Here is a 21506-nt window from a genome sequence, read left to right on the forward strand (position 1 = left end):
GACGAAATGCCGTGATTCAGCACATCAATAAAAACTCACCACTGCCAATCTACTATCAAATTGAAGCTGCATTAAAACAACAAATCGAAGGCGGGATGTTGCAACCCGGCGATTTAATTCCTTCTGAACGTGAATTTGCCGAAGCCCATCAAATTAGTCGGATGACCGTACGCCAAGCGATTACGAATCTTGTGAACGCCGGATACTTGATTCGTCAAAAAGGGCGCGGGACATTCGTCGCGAACAAAAAAATCGTCATGCAACTTTCTGGACTCACCAGTTTTTCGGAAGAGATGGAACATTTAGGACTTGAACCTGCAAGTGAACTGTTGTCATACCAGCTAATCACAGCCGAAATGACAATCGCGAACAAGCTGGGGATTCGAGAAGGGGCGAAGGTTTATGAATTGAAGCGACTCCGGATCGCCGATGAACAAGCGCTTGCGCTGGAGATTGTTTATATCCCGGAACAGTTACTGCCAGGGTTAAATCAAGATGTCGCGACCGCTTCACTCTATGCTTTTGCTGAAGCGAGTGGACTTGATCTCGGACGCGCGACGCAAACGTTCGAGTCACGCCTCGCGACAAAAGAAGAAGCACAACATCTCGGTTTAACGACGGCTGCCCCCGTCTTGTCCGTCGAGCAGTTGACGTTCCTTGCGACCGATCAACCGTTCGAGTACGTCATTTCAGCGTATCGGGGTGACCGTTATACGTTTACTGTTGAAATGGAACGACGTCGCTAACCGTTGTGCATGGATGTGATGAAGAGAACGCAAAACGGAATTATTCTTTCGGAGAGATGCTTTTCTCAAATGAGACACAAGACCCGATTTCCTGCCCTTAGTGGATAGGAGGTCGGGTCTTGCTTGTCTGCCAGCGCAAAATTCTGCGTTTTTTCTGTAGGAGTCACGTGAAGCGAGTGCCTCCTATCCTCTCTCTTCTACCGCCCATGGAAAGACAAAACCGTCCGTCACTCAGATTGATGTTAGAGTCAACGAAAAAGTAATAATAAAGGACCCCGTCGCAAAATCGGAAGGGTCCTTTCAGCATGTAGACAAACTCTTATGAAGCGGGAACATGCGATCACGAGAGACAATCCGGTCGCACTTCCCTGTCTCGTCTTCAAAGCGGCATTCGATCACGCCGCTACAGCAAAGCTGCAGGATCGAGACGGATTTCGCCCTAAACCGTCTTCATGACTGGCTTTCCGTCATAGTGTTACCTAAAAAGCGTCGCGTTTCGTTGACTCCTACGGGGAAAAGTGCGTGATTCGCGCACTTTTAGAGGCAGGCAAGCCGTTGCTTCTTGTCCGTTAGGATCAAGGAGCAACGGCTTGCGCCTCGCCCGAGGAAAGCAACGAAAAAAGACGCTTGATCTCCCGATGGCACGTTGTCTACAGCCTGAAAGGACCCTGCCGCAAAATCGGCAGGGTCCTTTACACACATCAAGCATTAAGCCCGTACTTATTGAACCGTCGAATCAGTTTCAGTCGTTTGATCGGTTTCTGCAGGAAGATTTGTTTCCTCTTTAATCGGTGACACCTCTTGCCCTTGCATCGCTTGGGCGAGATTCGTTTTGACGAGTTCGAGCTGGTTCGGGTCTAAGTGATATTCCCATTTGCCACTGACACCAATATATCCTTCTCCAGCCAATTGATACTCTGTCGTATTTTGAAGCGCCGACGTGAAGTCTGCCAGTCGCGTATAGTCGTTCGGACCAAGGTTCGTCTCGACGTTATCGCCAACGGCATTTAAAATATCACGGTAGGCACCAAGCGAACGGAAGCTTGCTGCTTCTTTCGCTACTGCTTGAATGACCTGCATCTGTTTTTGTCCCCGACCGATATCGCCGAGTGGGTCATCATGACGGTTACGGACGTACGCAAGTGCTTGTTCACCCGTTAAGTGTTGCATCCCTTTTTTGACTGTGACCGTACCCGCTTTACGTGCAGAATCTTGTTCTTTGAATGCATAACGGACGTCGATGTCCACCCCATTCAAGGCGTCAATCAACTGAACGAATCCTTGGAAATTGACTTTGACAACGTGATCGATTTGAATACCAAGTAAGTTTTCAGTCGTCTCCCGTGCCAGTTTAATTCCATTATAAGAACTCGATTTATCCATCGAACCAAAGTAATGGGCATGGGTGATTTTATCTTGTTCGACCCCTGTTTTTCCGTAAGGGATGTCATAATCTGAATAGTCGATGTTGACGAGCGAATCACGGGGAATACTCGTTAAAACAAGCTGCTCTGTTTTTTTGTTTAGGATGCCGACGATCATGACATCAGAACGTGCCGGTTCTTTCCGGTCTTTACTTGCTTTCGTTTCGTCCGTCCCTAAAATCAAGAAGGATTCCGACGGGACATCATCATATTTCGAGCTGACTTTTGAACCGGGAATCGTAATCTGCGTTTTTGCTAAAGTCTCTTGTGTTTTTATAAAAACCGCTCCAGCATAACCAGAACCAATTACTGTTACGAGTAATAAAAGTGCGGCTAACACTTTTATAAACATCTTACCAGCACTCGGTTGCTTCTTTCTTGCTGATCTCGTTTGCATGTTAAAGCCCTCATTTTCACGTAAATTTTCTGTAAAGTGCGCTAATCTCCATTATCCCTACATTTACTGAAATGTCAATTTACGATTTGATTAAGGCGAAGTGAGCGCCTGAGTCATGACGTATCTTATGACGGACCGTTCCGCCTCGCATACAAATCAAAACGCCGATGCTCCCGTTTTCATACGGCGTCATCGGCGTTTACTGTTTATTTGAAATTTTCGTAAGCTGCGCGTCCCGTCCGCTTGGCTTCTTCAGACAACAATGACGCCGCCTCTTCGTCCAAGACAATCATGACGTCCGCATGGCGCTGTAAAATCGTGGCCGGACAGTCAATCGTCGCCGGTCCCTCCATCATATCCCGGACTGCTTCCGCTTTTCGGGCACTCGACGCTACGAGGAGAATCTTTTTCGCTTCCATGATTGTACTTAATCCCATCGTGATGGCATGGGATGGCACATCTTCTAGTTGATCGAAAAAGCGTTGGTTCGCTTCGCGTGTCGATTCCGTCAGTTCTGTCACATGAGTCGTCGCATCAAACGATGTTCCGGGCTCATTAAACGCAATGTGACCATTCGAACCGATCCCGAGCAGTTGAAGATCTACTCCGAGCTCCCGAACGAGCCGCTCATACCGTTCACTTTCTTGATTGGCATCGTCCGTGTCACCAATCGGAAGATAGGATTGTTTAAACGTGACCGCATCAAACAGGTGTGTCTTCATGAAGGTGTGGTAGCTTTGCGGGTGTTCCGGACTCAGTCCGATGTACTCGTCTAGGTTGACCGTCGTGACGTTTGAACAATCGAGCGAATCCTTCCGCCATTCTTCGTATACGCCGAGGGGCGAGCTTCCTGTCGCCAGTCCAATCGTCAAGTTTCCGTCCTGCCGCTCGATTTCATTTTTTAGAAGTTGGTAAGTCACTTGTGCCAATTCCTCTGCTTTTTCTACAATCATCCATTTCATTGAAAAGGACTCCTTTCAGTTGGTAAAGGTATGAACCGTTCCTCGGTGAATCGTTTGTTCGACAGCAAGCGCGTCATCTAAGACAACAAAATCTGCATCTTTTCCAATCTCAAGCACACCTTTTTTCGTCAGACCAAATTCTTCTGCTTGATTGACGGAAGTCATTTGGACAGCGTCTTCGAGTGAACAGCCCGTGAAGTCGATGATGTTGCGTAACGCCTGATCCATCGTCAAGACACTTCCGGCTAAATTTCCGCTTGCCAGTCGTGCTGCCCCGTCCTTCACTTCGACTGCCTGCCCACCAAGTTCGTATTGCCCGTCCACCAAACCTTTGGCACGCATCGCGTCCGTGATGACCGTCAATCGGGTTGCCCCCTTCATCCGATAAGCAAAATCGACCATTTCTTTTGCGCTGTGAATCCCGTCCGGAATGATTTCTGCCCGAAGCTCCTGATTAAGTAAGCAGTAGCCGACTGTGCCCGGTTCACGGTGATGCAGTGCCCGCATTTGATTGTATACATGTGTTCCGTGCGTGACATGTCCTGCTGCATTTTGTTCGAACGTCGCATCGGTATGTCCCGCTGACGGGATTGCACCTGTCAGGCGGACAGCTTCCTCGAATGCACGTGCCCCAGGTCGTTCTGGCGCATAGGTGACGAGCTTAATCGTTCCGCCGGCGGCCTCTTGCCACTTCAAAAACTGTTCGACGTTTGGCTCAACGATATAACGGAGCGGCTGTGCTCCTGCGTAATCCGGATTGATGAACGGTCCCTCGAGATGAATCCCTTCAATCGTCGTCCGCCCGCTTTCAATCACTTGCCGTGCCACTTCAAGGGCTTGCGTGATGTGACTCCATTCTTGTGTGATCGTCGTCGCAAAAAAGGATGTGACGCCTTCTGCTAACATCGCTTGACTAAGGTGAACTAATCCTTCTGCATCCGCATCCATCGTGTCGACGTCATATCCCCCATGAATATGAACATCAATCATTCCTGGGATTAGTTGTTTTCCGGCTAAATCAATCACTGATTCCTGTCCTTCTGTATAGGTCGTCATGTCACCGATATCGTGAATGACTTCGTCAAAGCGGACAAATCCCTGTTCGATGACAGTTTTTCCTGTATAGATTTTTGCATTGATGATGACAGTCATCTTCTCGCTCCCTTTCCTGGTTGACACAAAAAACCGTCTCTCTATGTGTAGTATACCGCTCTTAAATCTAGTTGTATAGACCTTTATACATTTGATAAATAAAAAAAGAAGATTCCACATATGCATTGGAATCTTCCCTGAATCGTGAATCGATAATCCTTAGTCTTACGGTAACAAAACACGGTCTTTCTTTTTTGAAATAAGACGCGTCGCCTTTAATATGGCGATTGGTAACGATTGCCGTTTGCGGTATGCCAAATAACGTCCTTCCCACTTCGGATCATATTTTTCTTTATAACGCCGAAGACCGGTGAAGCTGTACATGTAGCGAATGTTATTGAAGACATCCGCTGCGACCCGCTCTTGCCAAAACGATGTTTCATCTTCACCAACGGCAGATAGTGGTGCCATTCCCATATTGAACGTATGGTACCCTTCTTCTTTCGCATAATCAAATAACCGGATGAACATCGCATCCATGATTCCGTTTGGTCCGTCCGGGCGAAAACGCATCAAATCAACCGACAAGACACCATCTTGATACGCCGGCATGAAGCTCATAAAGCCCAGCAACTCGCCATTTGCGTCACGCATGATTCCGAGTGGAGCTTGATTTAAGTAGGAGGGACTAAAGTAGCCGAGGGAGAAGCCTTTTTCGGCTTTATCCCCGAGCCAGTCGTCGGATACTTCACGTAACGATTCCAATAACGCCTCCGAAAACGGCGGCTCGATGACTTCGAATGTCATTCCTTCCCGTTCAAACCGATTTTTGATTGACCGTAATCCGGCCCGTTTCTTACCTGAAACGGTAAACGTCGTCATATCGACGATTGCTTCTTCCCCTAACTTAAAGAAGTTAAAGCCAAAGTCATGATAAAGCGACATGTTTTGTGCTTGAATTTGATAGATATTCGGGATATATCCCAAATCTTCGACACGTCGTAAAAATGTCCCGATCAATTGCGAATGTTCTGCCGGATTTCCACTCGGATCACCTAAGACGATAATCCGGTTTCCTGTCTGACTGAATTGAAGGAACGATTGACCCGACTCGGAGAAGTAGAACCGTTTGTCTCCTAGAAACGCTAAATGACTTAAGTAATTTCCACCATGTTCGACTAGCGTTTGGCGCACTTTTGTTTCATCAAAACGCTCCCCGAGGACGTGCAGATTAAACGTATTGAATAAGCGGATGAAGACGAGTGTATAAACGAGCATGAAGATCGTCGCACTTATTCCGAACATAAAAATCTCATGGGAAGGATATACTTCCGTTCCTTCTGCCGATCCTAATGTATAAAACGTATAGCCGAAGAAAACAAAACTTCCGATGTATAAAAATCCGACGAAACATGCCCGAATCAAACGTGTCGTCGTAATCAGTGTCCGCTCGCGGTGGAATGATTTTTTCGAGACGACGAGCAGGACGATGACAATTAATACAGCCGAAAGTGAAATCAAGTTAAACCCCCGAAGTGCCATCCCGATCAAGGCAAAGACTGATGCGCCATAAATCATATATAATGAACGTTTTGTCCGTCTATAGAGCGACGGAGATAAGAGGACGAACAACAATCCTCCCATCAAGAAAAAGCTATTTCCGAGCAACAAAAGTTCATGCGGCAGACGGGCTTCTAAATACTCGTATTGCGTCGAGACCGGCGGTAAAATCGCAAGTGCCCAAATCGCAATACCTGACAGTAATGTAATTAAGGCTAAGGCAAAATGTCGGACTTTACTTAAAAAACGAAGCTGTAAGCGCCAGATGACACCGCCTACTTCAACGGAGGGACCAACAATCGGCTTATCCTCAATCATTTTAACGACCGGTCCGCTGAATTCACGGGCTGAAAAGACAAGGCCAATCATGAATGGAATCAAGTAATAGACAAGGCGATAAATTAACAACCCGGTCAAGACACTTCCTTCGACGACGCCTGCCCGTTGCATCCCAATCAAAAAGACTAAATCAAACGAACCGAATCCACCAGGCACCATCGAAATCAATCCTGCCGTCGCAGCGATGATGAAGACGCCCATGACTTTCGCGAAACTGACCTCGGTCCCGAGTGCATGCAAAATCAGGTAAACGACGACGCCGGCACTGAACCACTCAACGAGTGAGACGAGTGAATACAAGGCAATCGATGTCGGACGAATGCTGCTCGCCCCACGTCGGAACGTAAACAACAGGTACAATGGAAAAAATAAGGCGACGCCGATGATGACGGGCCAAAGCCATTTTTTTAAGTCTAATACTTCAAACGCCGGAAAAATATTTAACAATGATAACGCTGACAAAATCGACAGACCACTAATCAATGTCGGTGCCATCCAGCCGATTGCTTTTAATAGCCGTGTTCCTTCGACGAACGGGCGATAAAGTGCCGTCCTGACACCGATTCCGGCAAGACCCCCGAACCCGATGATTCCGTTAAAGGAGTTCGCAATCCAAGACGTTCGAAAAATTAGTCCGAGTGGTACTTTGACTTCGACGGACCGTAACAGTACGACATCATAAAAAAACATCGTCGCAACTGCAAGCAGACCTGCACCAATTAATAAAACGAACTTCCATGAGGGGATTTGTTGAATCGCTTTAATTGATTCATTGAGCGAGAGGCTTTTTAATTCATTTTGTCCTTGATAAAAAATGAATAGAATCAGGGCGATCGGTAAAATAACCTTCGCCACTGTTATCATTCGCTGTTTAGTGAACTTCATTCAGCAACCTCCCGTGTTTTTTTGGCAAGATAAATTAACCGTAAGAGCAATAATGTCGCACCGACTGCAAGACCGATGATTAGCCCCCACCAGTAGCCGTCCGGCCCGAGTGTCGTGAAGCGCTCCAGGTAAAATCCAAGAGGTAAACCGATGACCCAGTAGGCGGCAATCGTCAACATGAATGTGACATTGACGTCTTTAAAACCACGTAATGCCCCTTGTGTCGGTGCAGCGACGGCATCCGACAACTGAAAGAAAATCGCCAAAATCATAAAATGCGCCGCGAGCTGAATGACTTCCGGGTCATTACTATAGAGTGCCGCAATCCGGTCATTTTGGACGTACAACAATCCACCTGAAAAGAGCGAGACCGCTAAACAAAGCGTCAATCCGATCCCAATGTACTGGACGGCGTCTTTGACCCGCTTCGCCCCGACTTCGTAGCCGACTGTAATCGTAAGCGCTGATGCAGCCGATAGTGGAATCATGTAGACGAAGGACGCAAAGTTGATTGCCGCTTGATAGGCGCCGATGACGACATCTCCGTACGCACCAAGCAACAATGTGACCGCGGAGAAAATACTGACTTCTGAAAAAATCGCCAGACCGATCGGTGCCCCTAACAACACGAGCTCCTTAATCCGACCGAAATCCGGTTTATAAAAGCGTCGTAAGATCCCGAGCCGTTGAAACAACTCGCCTTTTAAGACAACACCAATGATTGCGAGACATAACAACCAATACGTAATCGCTGTCGCGACGCCTGCCCCGACACCACCTAATTCCGGGAAACCAAACTTCCCGAAGATAAAGAGATAATTGAAAGCGACATTAATGGGTAAAGAGAATAATAACAATACCATCGTAATATTCGATTTACCGAGTGAATCGACGAGTGTTCGGAGAACGAAAAAGAGAAACATCGGAATGATGCCGAATCCGAGCATGATCAGATAGACGCGCGCCACGCGACGTGCTTCACCCGATAACTCCATTTGGTTCAAAATCGGATTAACGAGTAACAATCCAAGTAACAACGTAACGACGATGATGAGGAGCGACACATAAAGTGCTTGAACGACAATTCGTTTGACTTCACGTTCTTTCCTCGCTCCCATCGCTTGCGATACGAGCGGTGCGACGGCTAATAAAATACCCGTCAGACCCGTATAGACAGGTGCCCACAAGCTAGCTCCGACACCGACACCTGCTAAGTCAGCTGAGCCATATCGACCGGCCATGACCGTATCAAAAAAGCTGATTAAATAAAAAGCGACCTGTGTTACTAAAATCGGAAAGAAAATCTTCATGAATTGCCGAATCTTTCCGGATAACGAAAACGTTTCTAACATGACTTCACCACATTCCAAAGCTAACATTCAGCTCTATTTTAATCTTTTTCACTACGTTGTTCTACGCAAACTATGCGAGGAGGGATTCACATGAATCATCGCGATCTTGAAAATTTAACGTTCGAATTACTCGAAACGTGGTCGACATTCAATCATTATGCAAAAGAAGCCCAACAATTCAAAAATCCTGAAGATGTCCATCAAGCAAGAATCCGTCTTCGAAAGTTGATTACATTCGCCACCCTTGTCGGCGAAACAGACGAACCGGTTTATCTCATTTGGCGCCGCCTGATGCGGGCATTTGGTGAAGTACGTGATTTAGATGTCCAGCTCGAACAACAGTCCGTCACGTCACCCGTCGAGCAACTCTTTGCGGAACATCTCGCTCTTCAGCTTCAAGGAAAACGGGCGACGTTACTTGAAACGATGCATCTGCTCATTTCAAGCGAACTCGATAAATCGGTTCGTCGTTTTTTAGCCGGACCGCTGACCAAGCGATTAAAACGCATCGATGAACAGGAGCTCCTGACCGATGCGAAAAAACGATTTGAAAAAAAAGCACAAAAATACGAAAAAGTGCACCATACAGAAGGACAAAAAAGAATCCAAAAGATGCACGAATTACGCCTTGCGACAAAATACTATCGCTATACACTAGAATACTTGCGTCCGTATACTGATATTCCAAAGTCGACTGTCGACCGTCTCAAGCGTGTCCAAACACAGCTCGGCCAAATCAACGATACGTACAACCGGCTCGAACGGTGGCGGGCATTCACTGCACCCGACGAATACCAATCGAAACGGGCAAAAGAAATCGCGCGCCTCGAACAAGCATTAACAACTGCGTTGGAACAATTTTCGCTCGATTAAGGGTGCCGCTGAACGAGCAGTTCAAGCATCTTTGTTCCCGCGATTGAGTTCCCTTTTAAATCGAGCGCCGGTCCAAAAATACCGATACCGAGATCCGCCATGTCGAAATCACTTCGTCCACAGGCAACGATGGCACCGGAGACACCACTTTTCCCCGGGAGACCGACTTGGACAGAAAATTCACCTGACGCATCATACATGCCACACGTCGTCATGATGGCGCGGATGATACGGGCGTTCCGGCGAGAGATGACTTGATGTCCGGCTGGTGTTTTTCCGGACTGGCTTAAGATTTTCCCCATCATCGCAAGGCCCTTACAGTTCGTCAAAATCGCACACTGTTTTGTATAGACATCGATGATTTCTTCGACGTTCCCTTCGATGACTCCATGGTAGCGCATGAAATAGAGTAACGCTCGGTTCAAATCCGTCGTTTCGAATTCCGATTTTGCGACTTCAGCGTCATATTTGACCATCTCAACGTCAATATCAAGCAGACTTGCGATGAACTCACGCAGTTTGAGCAGTTTATCTGCTGCATCTTCACCCGGCAACATGCTTGTCACAGCAAGCGCTCCAGCATTGATCATCGGGTTGAGTGGTTTTGTCGGAATCGTTTCCTCGAGTTTCGCAATCGAGTTGAAGGCGTCACCTGTCGGCTCCATCCCGACTTTTGAAAAGACGTAGTCCTCACCAAACGTTTCGAGCACGAATGCGAGTGTAATAATCTTAGAGACACTTTGTAACGTAAACAAAGTGTCCGCTTCACCAGCAGACACGAATGTCCCATCGGCATTACACACTGCGATTCCGAGTTGGGTCGGTTCTGACTTCGCAAGCTCCGGGATATAACTCGCGACCTGGCCGAGTACCGTATAGGGACGACATTCATCAATTAATTCTTCTAGTTGTTGTTGTGTCACGTTCATGAACTTCCCTCTTCCTGTTTTTTTATAGCTTATCATGCTTTGTCAGAACGAGATATGGTCGGGCGTAGTTTTGTTGCTGAAAGGAAGAAGCACAAGCGGCGTTACCGGAAAACGACAAAAAAATCCGAACACCGCTGAGATTCATGGTTCGAATTTCGACGACGTTCAGATTTTTTAACATACTGATATTCCATCAACGAATGACGAGTTCTGTGTCTTCTGCGTCAATCGCGACGTGCGAACCATCTTGGATCGCCCCGCTAATCAACGCCCGTGCCAGTTTGGTTTCAATCGTCCGTTGGATATAACGGTTGATTGGACGGGCGCCGTACTGTGGTTCAAAGGCCTCATCGAAAATCAAGGTCTTCGCGGCTTCTGTCACATCGATCGTAATTTCCCGACCTGATAAACGATCTGCCATCTTCGCGACCGCTTTATCGATGATCCGCTCGATTTCTGCGCGGTGTAATGGATGGAATAAAATCGTGTCATCAATCCGGTTCAGGAATTCGGGCCGGAAATGGTTTTTTAATTCTTGACGAACGGCTTCTTCTTCGGCTGCATCAATGTAACCATCTTTTGCAGCTTCCAACAAAATGTTCGCTCCGATATTCGACGTCATGATGACAATCGTATTTTTAAAATCGACGACACGTCCTTGGGCGTCCGTCAAACGACCATCGTCAAGCAGTTGAAGTAAAATATTGAAGACATCGCCATGCGCTTTTTCGATTTCATCGAATAAGAGAACCGAGTACGGACTGCGGCGGACCGCTTCTGTCAATTGTCCGCCCTCTTCATATCCGACGTAACCCGGAGGCGCACCGACGAGACGGGACACATTGTGTTTCTCCATGTATTCCGACATATCAATCCGGATGATGTGATCTTCACTATCGAACATCGCTGCCGCCAGTGCTTTCGCAAGCTCGGTTTTCCCGACACCTGTCGGACCGAGGAAAAGGAACGAACCGATTGGACGATTCGGGTCCTTGATTCCCGCCCGTGCCCGGATTACTGCGTCAGACACAAGCCGGACCGCCTCATCTTGGCCGAAGACCCGTTTATGCAACGTGTCTTCTAAATATAATAATTTCTCCCGTTCGCCTTGCGCGAGACGAGTGACCGGAATCCCCGTCCATTTCGAAACGATGTCAGAGATTTCTTCATCCGTGACGGCTTCGCGGACTAACTCATGCGAGACATGTTCTGCCGATTCTTCTGCTGCGTGTAAGCGATTCTCAAGTTCTGGTATCTGACCATATTTGATTTCAGAGGCTGTATTTAAGTCATACCGCCCTTCTGCTTCTTGTAAGGCAAGTTTTGCTTTTTCGAGATCTGCCCGCAGTTGTTGGACACCTTGCGAACTTTCTTTTTCATGTTCCCACCGTGTCCGTAGCGCACTCTCATCTTCACGCGCCGAACTCAATTCTTGTTGAAGCGCCTCCAGGCGTTTACGCGAGGCCTCATCTGTTTCTTTTTTAAGCGCGGCCTCTTCAATCTCAAGTTGCATGACCCGGCGAACGAGGGAATCAAGTTCTGCCGGCATCGATTCCATATCCGTCCGAATCATCGCGCAGGCTTCATCGACTAAATCAATCGCTTTGTCCGGCATGAAGCGGTCCGTAATATAGCGATCGGAGAGAATGGCTGCTGCGACAAGTGCATTATCATGGATTCTGACACCGTGGTGAATTTCGAACCGTTCTTTTAATCCACGCAAAATCGAAATCGTATCTTCGACGTCCGGTTCTGCGACGAGGACTTGTTGGAACCGGCGTTCGAGTGCAGGATCTTTTTCAATATATTTTCGATACTCATCGAGCGTCGTCGCCCCGATACAGTGCAACTCACCACGGGCAAGCATCGGCTTGAGCATGTTCCCCGCGTCCATTGCCCCTTCTGTTTTTCCGGCTCCGACAATCGTATGCAACTCATCGATGAAGAGAAGAATTTGCCCTTCTGCTTCCTTGACTTCATTTAAGACCGCTTGCAAACGTTCCTCAAATTCACCGCGGTACTTTGCGCCGGCGACGAGCGTACTCATATCTAAGCTAAACAACTGTTTGTTTTTTAAGCTCTCCGGTACATCACCACGTACGATACGTTGGGCGAGTCCTTCAACGATTGCCGTCTTCCCGACACCAGGCTCCCCAATCAGAACGGGATTGTTTTTTGTTTTTCGGCTGAGTATCCGGATGACGCGGCGAATTTCATCATCCCGACCGATGACCGGGTCCGTTTTGCCTGACCGAAAATCAGCGACAAGATCCCGTCCATATTTTTTTAAGACATCGAATGTCGCTTCAGGATTTTTAGTCGTCACTTTCCGGTTACCACGCATCTCAATAATTGCTTCGCGTAATGTCTCTTCCGTCACACCTTGCCCCCGTAAATATTGAGTGGCCGGGCTCGATTGTTTTGAAAGTGCGAGTAAGAGGTGCTCGACCGAAACGTATTCATCTTGCATCAAGCGGGCTTCTGTTTCCGCTTCCGTCAGCACGTTTAGTAAAGAACTGCTGATCCGTGGTGTCGAAACTTGAGCGAGTGCCGGTAATTTTTCGATCGCTTGATTAATGGCCTGCTCCATCTGATCAATCCGCTGATCGAGTTTTTCAAAGACAATCCGGGCAATCCCTTCTTCTTGCGCGATTAAAGCGAGTAATAAATGCCACTCCGTAATTTCACTATGCCGCCGTTGTTTCGCAATCGCTTGTGCTGATACGATTGCCTCATGAGCACGATCCGTTAGTTTTTCAAAGTCCATTTCGCATTACTCCTTTACTGATAATTGATTTTCCCATTCTTCATAAAACGCTGCATCCATATCAGGTAACTTCACTTCAAGTTGCACAAGCAACGCACCACGATGCCCTTCTTGATTACTTAAACCACGATTCGGAATGCGAAGTCGTGCACCCGGCTTCGTCCCTGGCTTGACTTTTAACTTGATTCGTTTTCCTTCAAGCGTATCGGCGATGACCTCGCCACCTAGGACGAACGTCGTCGGATACACACGAACTGTCGAGATGACATCATGTTCGTGTCGACGGAAGCGGTCGTCGTCCTTGAGATGAATCGTCACGTAGACATCTCCCGCCACCCCACTTCTGTTACGCATCGAACTTTTTCCGCGCAACCGAACTTTTTTACCCTCATAAACATCTTTCGGAAGACTCATCTGAATCGTTCCTGAAGCTAGACGAATCGTTACTTTTTCGTTTGTACTGAGGTGACTAAGCGGAACTGTTAATTCAAGCTCTTCATCTGTCGATTCTTCTTCTTGATTAAAAAATGAACCGAACATGTCTTCAAATCCAAAGGACTGACCGCCACCCGTCGGTCGCGATTGACGTCGGTTATATTGACGGAAAATGTCTTCATAGTCTGCTGATTGCCCTGGACCCGCACCGGCCATGCGTTCATAATCACTGCCGTACCGGTCATATTGCTTCCGTTTCTCTTCATCGCCAAGGACATCGAATGCCTCTTGAATATCTTTGAAGCGACGGTCTGCACTCGCTTCTTTATTGACATCCGGGTGGAATTGTTTCGCAAGTTTTCGGTATGCCCGCTTGATTTCTTGGTTCGTTGCCGATTTTTCGACACCAAGCGTACGATAATAATCTTTCGCCATCTCATTTCACTCCTTCACGTATTACTTCTGTATCTTAATTATAAAATCGAATCGTCAATTGGTCAAATATAGTCAAACTTTTTTTGAGACTTCTCTTCATCTTTTCACTGTACGGATTTTCTTCAAACAAGTTTCATCAGTAGACTCATGCTATACTGATATCCATAGTTATTCACACAAAGGAGCGATGAAAAAATGGATGGAAAAAAACGTGCAGACGTCAAACCTGGACTACGTGTCAGCATCGTCTTAAAACAGGATCAGCGCACAGGGAAACGGACGGAAGGGATCGTCAAAGATTTGTTGACGAAATCACCGAACCACCCGCACGGTATTAAAGTACGCCTTGAAGATGGTCAAGTCGGTCGTGTCCAAGAAATTCTCTAATGGGAGTACTCTCGCCTAATTTAGATAGATAAAAAGGCGTTCCCATCGTGGAACGCCTCAGCGTGTAGACAAACGCTTATGGAGCGTGAACGTGCGATAACGAGAGATAATCCAGTCGCGCTTCCCTGTCTCACCTCGTCTTTAAAGCGATGCAAGACTGATTGCGCCCTAAACCGTCTGCATGACCGGCTTTCCGTCATAGTATTACCTAAAAAGCGTCACGTTTCGTTGACTCCTGCGGGGAAAAGTGCGTCTTTAACGCACTTTCAGAGGCAGGCAAGACCCTGCTCGTTGTCCGTTAGGACGAAGGAGCAACGGCTTGCGCCTCGCCCGAGGAAAGCAACGAAAAAAGACGCTTGATCTCCCGATGGCATTTTGTCTACAGCCTAAGGCGTTCCCATCGTGGAACGCCTTTTTTCGATTACCGTGTCGCTAAATAACGTAAAGTCGCCTCAACTAATATCTTCGCCGCATCCACCATCGCCCGCTCTTCAAAGTCAAAGCGTGGATGATGGTGTGGATAGTGTGAAGCATCCCCTGCACCGGTAAAGAAGAACGTTCCCGGGACCTCCTTCAGGTAATAGGCAAAATCTTCACCGCCCATTGTCGGATCAATCTCAAATACGTTTTTTTCTCCCATCACGTCGCGGGCAACGTCTTCTAAAAACCGCGTCTCAACTTTATCATTGATGACGGCCGGATACCCAGTTTCATATCGGAACGTATACGTCGCACCTGCCGCGTCACAAATCCCTTGAATCGTCCGCTCCATCTCCGCGACGATTTTTTGCGCGACCGTTTCATCGAACGTCCGGACGGTTCCTGTCAGTTGAGCGCGATCGGCGATGACGTTGAATGTATTCCCTGCATGAAGGGTTCCAATCGTTAAGACTGCTTGCTGCAGGGGATCGAGCCTCCGGCTGACGATGCTCTGCAGTTCTTTGACGATAGTTGCCCCGAGCACTACGGCATCAATCGTTTCATGTGGTTTCGCCCCATGTCCACCACGACCGAATAACGTCAGTTCAAATTTATCTGCCGCCGCCATGACGGGACCAACCCGTGTCCCAATCGTTCCAAGTGTTGTCGTCGACCAGAGATGTGTTCCGAAAATAACATCGACTCCTTCAAGACATCCGTCAGCAATCATCTCACGTGCTCCGCCCGGTACAACTTCTTCTGCGTGCTGATGAATCAAAACGACATTCCCCGTCAGGTGTTCTTTTTGGCTGACGAGAATTTCTGCGACAGCAAGTAACGTCGCCGTATGACCATCATGACCACATGCATGCATGACACCAGGTACAGTCGATCGATAAGCGACATCTTTTTCATCTTGAATCGGTAAAGCATCGAAGTCTGCCCGCAATGCAACCGTCTTACCTGGTTTACCACCTCGAATCGTTCCGACGACACCTCGTCCCCCGACACCCGTCCGGACTTCGACGCCAAGTTCTTTTAAACGGCTTGCGATATAACGTGGTGTCTCTACTTCGTGGAAAGATAGTTCAGGATGTTGGTGTAAATATCGTCTCCGTTCGACCATTTCCGGAAATAGTTGTTCAATCCGACTCGCTATCGACTGATCCACTGTGTAGCCCCCTTATTTTTTTGCGTGCAACATCTTCACACTTTCCCGTGTGTACTCAAGTCGTTCGATGGTATCTGTATAGTGAACTGCTGCATAAGATAAGAACAGGACATCAATCGCAAATAATTGAGCTAACCGTGAGCTCAGTGCAGCACTCCGGAGTGGCGCTTCCGGCGCACGCGATGTCCATAAAGCAATATCCGCCAATTGACTGATTCGATTATCCCCGAATCGGGTCAGGCTAATGATTTTCAACCCTTTAATTTTTGCCAGACGCATCAGTTCGACGACCTCTTCCGTTTCACCACTGTAAGAAATCGCAAAAAAGACATCTTCCGGACTGGCATTAGCAAGAATCGTCGCCAAGAGGTGTTGATCCGATTCCTGAATCGATAACTTACCGACGCGCGTCCACTTTTGAGCGGCATCAAGAGCAACGACGTTCGATGCACCGATTCCGTAAAAGTAGATGGCTCGTGCTCGATCAAGGGCTTGTATCGCTTCTGCAACCCGTACATCACTTAATTGCTTTGCCGTATCTTGTAAGGCTTGCATACTATTGCTAAGCGTCTTTTCAATCAAGTCTGCCGGACGTTCATTTTCTTCAATATCATGATAGCCTTTTAAGTCCGTTCGTGCCGTATCGGCAGAAATCCGCATCCGTAACTCGGGGTATCCCTTCAGACCGAGTGCTCGGCAAAAACGAACGACAGCAGCAGCACTTGCACCCGACTCTTCTGCTAGATGATGAATCGTCATCCCCGCGATCTCATTCATATGTGCGAGGACAAAATCTGCTACTTTTCTGGAGGAGGACGGCAATTCCTCACGTACCGCTTCAATTTGTGAAAAGATACCACCTTTCATTCCATCCGCTCCTTTGACGTCTTTTTAGAATCCGCTTTCACGTTATACATTTAGTGTACATTTTATGAAACTTAATTTCAAATTAATTGTCATATCACAAAATTTAATCATAATAAAAAGGACCCATTTGCATGGATCCTTTAGCATGAATACAAACGTTTATGAAGCGTGAACATGCGATATCGATACGGATTGTGCTCTAAACCGTCTGCATGCGCAGTTTTCCCTCACGGTATTACCTAAAAAGCGTCACGTCTCGTTGACTCCTACGGGAAAAGTGCGTTTTTAACGCACTTTCAGAGGCAGGCAAGACCCTGCTCTTTGTCCGTGAGGACCAAGGAGCAACGGCTTGCGCCTCACCCGAGGAAAGCAACGAAAAAAGACGCCTGATCTCCCGATAGCACGTTGTCTACAGTCTGAAAGACCCATTTGCATGGATCCTTCAGCTTACAAGAAAAACGTTATCAACGAATTTTAACGATTGGTTTTTTCGTATCGGGTTCAAGGAATAACATCGCTTCTGTATCCCCGTTTAAGTTCGTGACCGTAATTGTCGTCGGGACGTTCCGGTTATACTCCCAACGGTTCTCAAGCAGATACGTCACATATTGGATGAAGGCGACAAGTTCTGCTTTTCCATAAAACTGGACCGGAATTTTAATTTCGAGTTTCTTCAATTCGCCTTCTTGGTAAAATCCTTCGCCCATCATCCCCGTGTAGTTCGGGAAGTAGTCTTCGAGACGATCTTTGAATAAGTCGAATTTCGCGGCATCATCCCGGACATCATTCGTTGCTGCTGAAGATGGATAGTAGTAATATTTTTCATCGTAGTTCTTCCAGTCATTTGAACTGATTTGGTTCCCACGACCGATGAAAGCCGATGAAAGATAGTGACCTGACACCGGTGAACCTTCCTTCTCTTGCAAGTAGAGTGCGACATGAATCGGTGTTGTCTTCATCCCGTCCGTCTTCCGCATCTTCTGGACGAGTTCATTCGCCATCTTCTTCCCTTGCTCGATGACTTTTTTCTGATCGAGTTTCACGGTATAGGTCGGACCATAGTTCTCGTCTTGGAACACATACTCACTATTTAAGACTAACGCAATCGATGTCCCACCTAGTTCGAGTTTTTTATCTTCCTCAAGCATGTAGTCTTGCTCTAAGATGTGCGATAAAATCAAAGGAGACTTTTGATTTTTTTCTTTATATGATTTTCCGGACGTATACGCCGGGTTCAATCCTTCTGGATCACTCCCACTCGTATCTGCTTTTCCTTTTCGAAGTAACCAGGTCGCAATTTTATCGGCTTCGAGTAGTTGACCTTCTTGGTAATAATATTTTTCCGGGTCAAAGAACTGTGTCGAATGGCGCATCAGCCCTGTCTCGATTTCATCCAACTCGAGCCGTGAACTGACTCGTTTTTGTGTCATCCCGCGGGCGACGCTCGGTCGAAATGGTAAAACGGTTCGATAATACGAATCCGTCGTATCGATTGCCGGACTGACAACCGCCTGGACTTCCTTGCCTTGTTCACTTTCTGTAATGACTTCCTTCGTATCACTTTTTTGTGACAGATCCATCGAACAAGCACCTAAGAATAGTGTACTCGTCAACGTCAACGCTGCTATTTTTCTATATTTCATTCTCATCGCACCCCATGTTTTTGAATCGTTCTCTCTATCATAACAGAATCGTTTTCAATCGGGGAAGGTCTAGTTTTCCCCTACTTTTCAAAAAGTACTGCGTGCCTTTCCGACACGCGAAAGGACAATCTTCCATGAAACGGCGACAAGTCATTGGTCTTATTCTATTGTTAACGGGCATTCTGGTCATACTTTGGCCTACCTGGACCACCTATCAAAAACAAACGGCTACCGCAGACTTAAAACAGCAATGGAAAAAAAGTCTCCGGACGGTCGATGCAAAAGAAACACCCGCTCCAGTCGCGACAGCAGGGAGCTCCCTCTTGACGATTCCGTCGCTCGACTTCGAACAAGTCATCTTAGAGGGCGCTTCGATAAAAATTCTTGACCGTAGCATTGGCCATCTCGAAAAAACCGGGGCGCCGGGCAAAGGCAATTACGCCTTAGCAGGACACCGCAGCTTTACGAAGGGGCTTCATTTCAATCAACTGCCGCAACTTAAAGCAGGTGCCGACGTTATCGTCACGACGAAAGACCATCGTTATACGTACCGCATGGACACGTCAAAACTCGTCAAACCGACCGATCTCTCCGTTCTCGAGCAACACGTCAAGCAACCGATGATTACCCTCATCACCTGTGATCCACCCGAAACGGCGACGAACCGGTTAATCAAACAAGGTGTCTTGATTAAAACAGAAATCCTTGATTGAGCTTGTGTGCTCATCTAAAATTCAAAAATCCGATTGATTCTTTTCAAAAGAAGAATCAATCGGATTTTTTTAAGCGTGTCTCCTACTTTGAATCGTTTATTGTAAATCAGCCCTCGTGTTGTGCCAGTTCTTCCAGTAACCGTGCTTCATCCCAAATCTCAATTCCAAGTGATTCTGCCTTCGTTAACTTCGATCCGGCTTTTTCACCTGCCACTAAGATGTCGGTTTTTTTACTGACGCTCCCCGTCACGTCCGCCCCCAGTAATTCGAGACGCTTTCCAGCTTCCGAACGTTTTAACGATTCCAATGTCCCGGTCAAAACAATCGTTTTCCCAGAGAACGGTGCATTCGATTGATCAATCCGTTGACCAAGGAACTGTTGGTTCAGTCCAAGCGAAGCTAAATCCTGAATCAACGCCTGGGCTTCCGGGTGCTCAAAATATTGCGCAATCGAGTCGGCAATCTTACTGCCAACTCCGTCGATGGCGACGATTTCATCGTAACTTGCCTGGGCAATTCCCGTTAACGTGTCAAACCGTTCTGCGAGTAAATACGCTGCTTTTTGACCGACGAGCCGAATGCCAAGACCAAAAACAAGGCGTTCGAGTGAATTTTGTTTCGACGCCTCGATTGCCGTCAGTAACTTATCGACTGACGTTTCTCCCATCCGTTCATAGGTCAAGAGTTCGTCACGATCGAGACGATACAAATCAGCAACCGTCCGAATCGCTTGATGTTCATATAATTGACGGACAACTTTTTCACCAAGTCCATCGATGTTCATCGCTTGCCGCGAAACGAAGTGAATGATGCCTTCCGTCAACTGGGCGGGACATTCCGGGCTGACACAGCGCACGTCGACTTCACCTTCGAGGCGGACGAGTTCCGATTGACAGGCGGGACAGTGTTTCGGGAATTCAATCGGTTGTTCTGCTCCCGTTCGTTCTGAAACGACGACACTGACGACAGCTGGAATGACGTCCCCTGCTTTTTTGATGATGACTTGATCGTGCAGGCGGATATCTTTTTCGGTGATGAAGTCCGAGTTGTGTAACGTCGCATAACTGACGGTCGAACCGGCAACGACGACCGGTGCGAACCGGGCGCGCGGCGTTACTTTCCCGGTCCGTCCGACACTGAAGTCAACTTCTTCGACGGTCGTCATCACTTCTTCAGCCGCAAATTTATAGGCGGTCGCAAATCGTGGACTCTTCGCCGTGAATCCGAGTTCTTCCTGGTCGTCATAACGATCGACCTTGAGCACGATGCCATCGATTTCGTACGGCAGCGTCGCCCGTTCTGCCGTCCAGTGCGTGATGAATGCTAAAATATCTTCTACCGTCTGACATTTTTTCATTTCTTTATTAATCGGCAAGCCGAGCTCCGCCAGTTGTTCCATCGCTTCACTATGGGAGCGCGCCGTCAGTGTATTGACGCCGACACCGTAGACGAATAACGATAAATTACGTGACGCCGTAATCGATGAGTCGAGCTGCCGCAAACTACCGGCTGCTGCATTTCGCGGATTGGCGAACAATGCTTCTTCACGTTCCGCCCGTTCTTGATTTAAACGTTCGAACGATTGCTTCGGCATATAGGCTTCGCCGCGAACTTCAACTGTCTCCTGCTCACGGAGACGCAACGGTAACGCTTTAATCGTTCGTAAGTTTTGCGTAATGTTCTCCCCAACTGTCCCGTCACCTCGTGTCGCCCCACGAACGAGTAGTCCGTCTTCATACTTTAAAGAAATCGCGAGTCCGTCGAACTTCAACTCTGCGACATACGTCGTCGCACGACCGAGCGACCGTTCAATCCGCTCGACCCATTCCCGGATTTCCGTTTCGTCGAAGACGTTGCCGAGTGAGAGCATCGGTAAATCGTGCGTCACCTTTTCGAATGCTTCGAGCGGTGCTGCTCCGACACGCTGGGTCGGAGAATCCGCCGTAATCCACTCGGGGTGCGCCGTTTCCAGTTCGGTCAGTTCCCGTAACAATTGATCATACGTACTATCCGGGACAGTCGGCTGGTCTTTGACGTAATATTCATAGCTGTATTGATTTAGTTTTTGGCGTAATGCTTCGATTCGTGCCTGATCTTCCATCTTGACGC

At 47.6% G+C, this 21506-nt stretch carries 16 protein-coding genes; 4 read left to right on the plus strand and 12 right to left on the minus strand.

Translation table 11 applies throughout. The features are described from left to right. Positions 1–11: 11 nt before the first annotated feature. Positions 12–746, plus strand: coding sequence for a phosphonate metabolism transcriptional regulator PhnF (gene phnF, locus KNQ04_RS13925; RefSeq protein WP_214851494.1), 735 nt, complete (start codon positions 12–14; stop codon positions 744–746). Between the two features lie 720 nt (positions 747–1466). On the opposite strand, the gene KNQ04_RS13930 is transcribed toward phnF, so the two are convergent. The 5 genes from KNQ04_RS13930 to KNQ04_RS13950 all read right to left on the minus strand — a co-directional run bounded on the left by KNQ04_RS13930 (position 1467) and on the right by KNQ04_RS13950 (position 8757). Then, entirely contained in the window at positions 1467–2567 is a 1101-nt protein-coding gene (locus KNQ04_RS13930; RefSeq protein WP_214851495.1) for an LCP family protein, read from the minus strand. Positions 2568–2773: 206 nt separating this feature from the next. Next, positions 2774–3529, minus strand: a complete 756-nt coding sequence (gene nagB, locus KNQ04_RS13935) for a glucosamine-6-phosphate deaminase (RefSeq protein WP_214851497.1) — start codon at positions 3527–3529, stop codon at positions 2774–2776. Positions 3530–3544: 15 nt separating this feature from the next. Beyond that, the gene (nagA, locus tag KNQ04_RS13940; RefSeq protein WP_214851499.1) at positions 3545–4681 is read right to left on the minus strand and encodes an N-acetylglucosamine-6-phosphate deacetylase; all 1137 of its coding nucleotides are present in this window, start codon (positions 4679–4681) and stop codon (positions 3545–3547) included. Between the two features lie 165 nt (positions 4682–4846). Further along, positions 4847–7405, minus strand: coding sequence for a bifunctional lysylphosphatidylglycerol flippase/synthetase MprF (gene mprF, locus KNQ04_RS13945; RefSeq protein ID WP_214851501.1), 2559 nt, complete (start codon positions 7403–7405; stop codon positions 4847–4849). Beyond that, positions 7402–8757: an MATE family efflux transporter gene (locus KNQ04_RS13950; protein WP_214851502.1), complete on the minus strand. Its 1356-nt coding sequence runs from the start codon at positions 8755–8757 to the stop codon at positions 7402–7404. The genes mprF and KNQ04_RS13950 overlap by 4 nt, the downstream gene beginning before the upstream one ends. A gap of 90 nt (positions 8758–8847) precedes the next feature. Here KNQ04_RS13950 and KNQ04_RS13955 point away from each other — a divergent pair, with 90 nt between their 5' ends. Further along, entirely contained in the window at positions 8848–9630 is a 783-nt protein-coding gene (locus KNQ04_RS13955; RefSeq protein WP_214851503.1) for a CHAD domain-containing protein, read from the plus strand. Here KNQ04_RS13955 and glsA read toward each other — a convergent pair. The 3 genes from glsA to KNQ04_RS13970 all read right to left on the minus strand — a co-directional run bounded on the left by glsA (position 9627) and on the right by KNQ04_RS13970 (position 14196). Continuing rightward, positions 9627–10559, minus strand: a complete 933-nt coding sequence (gene glsA, locus KNQ04_RS13960) for a glutaminase A (RefSeq protein WP_214851504.1) — start codon at positions 10557–10559, stop codon at positions 9627–9629. The two genes, KNQ04_RS13955 and glsA, sit on opposite strands and share 4 nt — an antisense overlap. Positions 10560–10752: 193 nt before the next feature. Then, entirely contained in the window at positions 10753–13326 is a 2574-nt protein-coding gene (gene clpB, locus KNQ04_RS13965) for an ATP-dependent chaperone ClpB (protein WP_214851505.1), read from the minus strand. 6 nt (positions 13327–13332) lie between these two features. Continuing rightward, on the minus strand, positions 13333–14196 hold the full coding sequence (locus tag KNQ04_RS13970) for a DnaJ C-terminal domain-containing protein (protein ID WP_214851506.1): 864 nt from the start codon (positions 14194–14196) through the stop codon (positions 13333–13335). 195 nt (positions 14197–14391) lie between these two features. Between KNQ04_RS13970 and KNQ04_RS13975 the strand changes: the two genes are divergently transcribed. Continuing rightward, positions 14392–14583 carry a YwbE family protein gene (locus KNQ04_RS13975; RefSeq protein WP_029332605.1) on the plus strand — a complete coding sequence of 64 codons (192 nt, stop codon included), beginning with the start codon at positions 14392–14394 and terminating at the stop codon, positions 14581–14583. Positions 14584–15004: 421 nt separating this feature from the next. On the opposite strand, the gene KNQ04_RS13980 is transcribed toward KNQ04_RS13975, so the two are convergent. The 3 genes from KNQ04_RS13980 to KNQ04_RS13990 all read right to left on the minus strand — a co-directional run bounded on the left by KNQ04_RS13980 (position 15005) and on the right by KNQ04_RS13990 (position 18684). Continuing rightward, complete coding sequence (locus KNQ04_RS13980; RefSeq protein ID WP_214851536.1) at positions 15005–16129, minus strand: amidohydrolase; 1125 nt, start codon at positions 16127–16129, stop codon at positions 15005–15007. Positions 16130–16186: 57 nt separating this feature from the next. After that, entirely contained in the window at positions 16187–17041 is an 855-nt protein-coding gene (locus tag KNQ04_RS13985; RefSeq protein ID WP_214851507.1) for a MurR/RpiR family transcriptional regulator, read from the minus strand. A 464-nt stretch (positions 17042–17505) separates the two neighbouring features. Continuing rightward, complete coding sequence (locus KNQ04_RS13990; protein WP_214851509.1) at positions 17506–18684, minus strand: CamS family sex pheromone protein; 1179 nt, start codon at positions 18682–18684, stop codon at positions 17506–17508. A 134-nt stretch (positions 18685–18818) separates the two neighbouring features. Between KNQ04_RS13990 and KNQ04_RS13995 the strand changes: the two genes are divergently transcribed. After that, positions 18819–19397, plus strand: a complete 579-nt coding sequence (locus KNQ04_RS13995) for a class D sortase (RefSeq protein ID WP_214851511.1) — start codon at positions 18819–18821, stop codon at positions 19395–19397. A 106-nt stretch (positions 19398–19503) separates the two neighbouring features. Here KNQ04_RS13995 and ligA read toward each other — a convergent pair whose 3' ends face one another. Continuing rightward, positions 19504–21498, minus strand: a complete 1995-nt coding sequence (gene ligA, locus KNQ04_RS14000) for an NAD-dependent DNA ligase LigA (RefSeq protein ID WP_214851513.1) — start codon at positions 21496–21498, stop codon at positions 19504–19506. Between the last annotated feature and the right edge of the window lie 8 nt (positions 21499–21506).

It is taken from the genome of Exiguobacterium sp. s193, from assembly GCF_018618755.1.
Classification (GTDB): Bacteria; Bacillota; Bacilli; order Exiguobacteriales; family Exiguobacteriaceae; genus Exiguobacterium_A.

Coding starts and splice junctions, on each gene's coding strand:
- KNQ04_RS13930 (WP_214851495.1), bottom strand. CDS start 2,567: ATGCAAACGAGATCAGCAAGAAAGAAGCAACCGAGTGCTGGTAAGATG.
- nagB (WP_214851497.1), bottom strand. CDS start 3,529: ATGAAATGGATGATTGTAGAAAAAGCAGAGGAATTGGCACAAGTGACT.
- nagA (WP_214851499.1), bottom strand. CDS start 4,681: ATGACTGTCATCATCAATGCAAAAATCTATACAGGAAAAACTGTCATC.
- mprF (WP_214851501.1), bottom strand. CDS start 7,405: ATGAAGTTCACTAAACAGCGAATGATAACAGTGGCGAAGGTTATTTTA.
- KNQ04_RS13950 (WP_214851502.1), bottom strand. CDS start 8,757: ATGTTAGAAACGTTTTCGTTATCCGGAAAGATTCGGCAATTCATGAAG.
- KNQ04_RS13955 (WP_214851503.1), top strand. CDS start 8,848: ATGAATCATCGCGATCTTGAAAATTTAACGTTCGAATTACTCGAAACG.
- glsA (WP_214851504.1), bottom strand. CDS start 10,559: ATGAACGTGACACAACAACAACTAGAAGAATTAATTGATGAATGTCGT.
- clpB (WP_214851505.1), bottom strand. CDS start 13,326: ATGGACTTTGAAAAACTAACGGATCGTGCTCATGAGGCAATCGTATCA.
- KNQ04_RS13970 (WP_214851506.1), bottom strand. CDS start 14,196: ATGGCGAAAGATTATTATCGTACGCTTGGTGTCGAAAAATCGGCAACG.
- KNQ04_RS13975 (WP_029332605.1), top strand. CDS start 14,392: ATGGATGGAAAAAAACGTGCAGACGTCAAACCTGGACTACGTGTCAGC.
- KNQ04_RS13980 (WP_214851536.1), bottom strand. CDS start 16,129: ATGGTCGAACGGAGACGATATTTACACCAACATCCTGAACTATCTTTC.
- KNQ04_RS13985 (WP_214851507.1), bottom strand. CDS start 17,041: ATGAAAGGTGGTATCTTTTCACAAATTGAAGCGGTACGTGAGGAATTG.
- KNQ04_RS13990 (WP_214851509.1), bottom strand. CDS start 18,684: ATGAAATATAGAAAAATAGCAGCGTTGACGTTGACGAGTACACTATTC.
- KNQ04_RS13995 (WP_214851511.1), top strand. CDS start 18,819: ATGAAACGGCGACAAGTCATTGGTCTTATTCTATTGTTAACGGGCATT.
- ligA (WP_214851513.1), bottom strand. CDS start 21,498: ATGGAAGATCAGGCACGAATCGAAGCATTACGCCAAAAACTAAATCAA.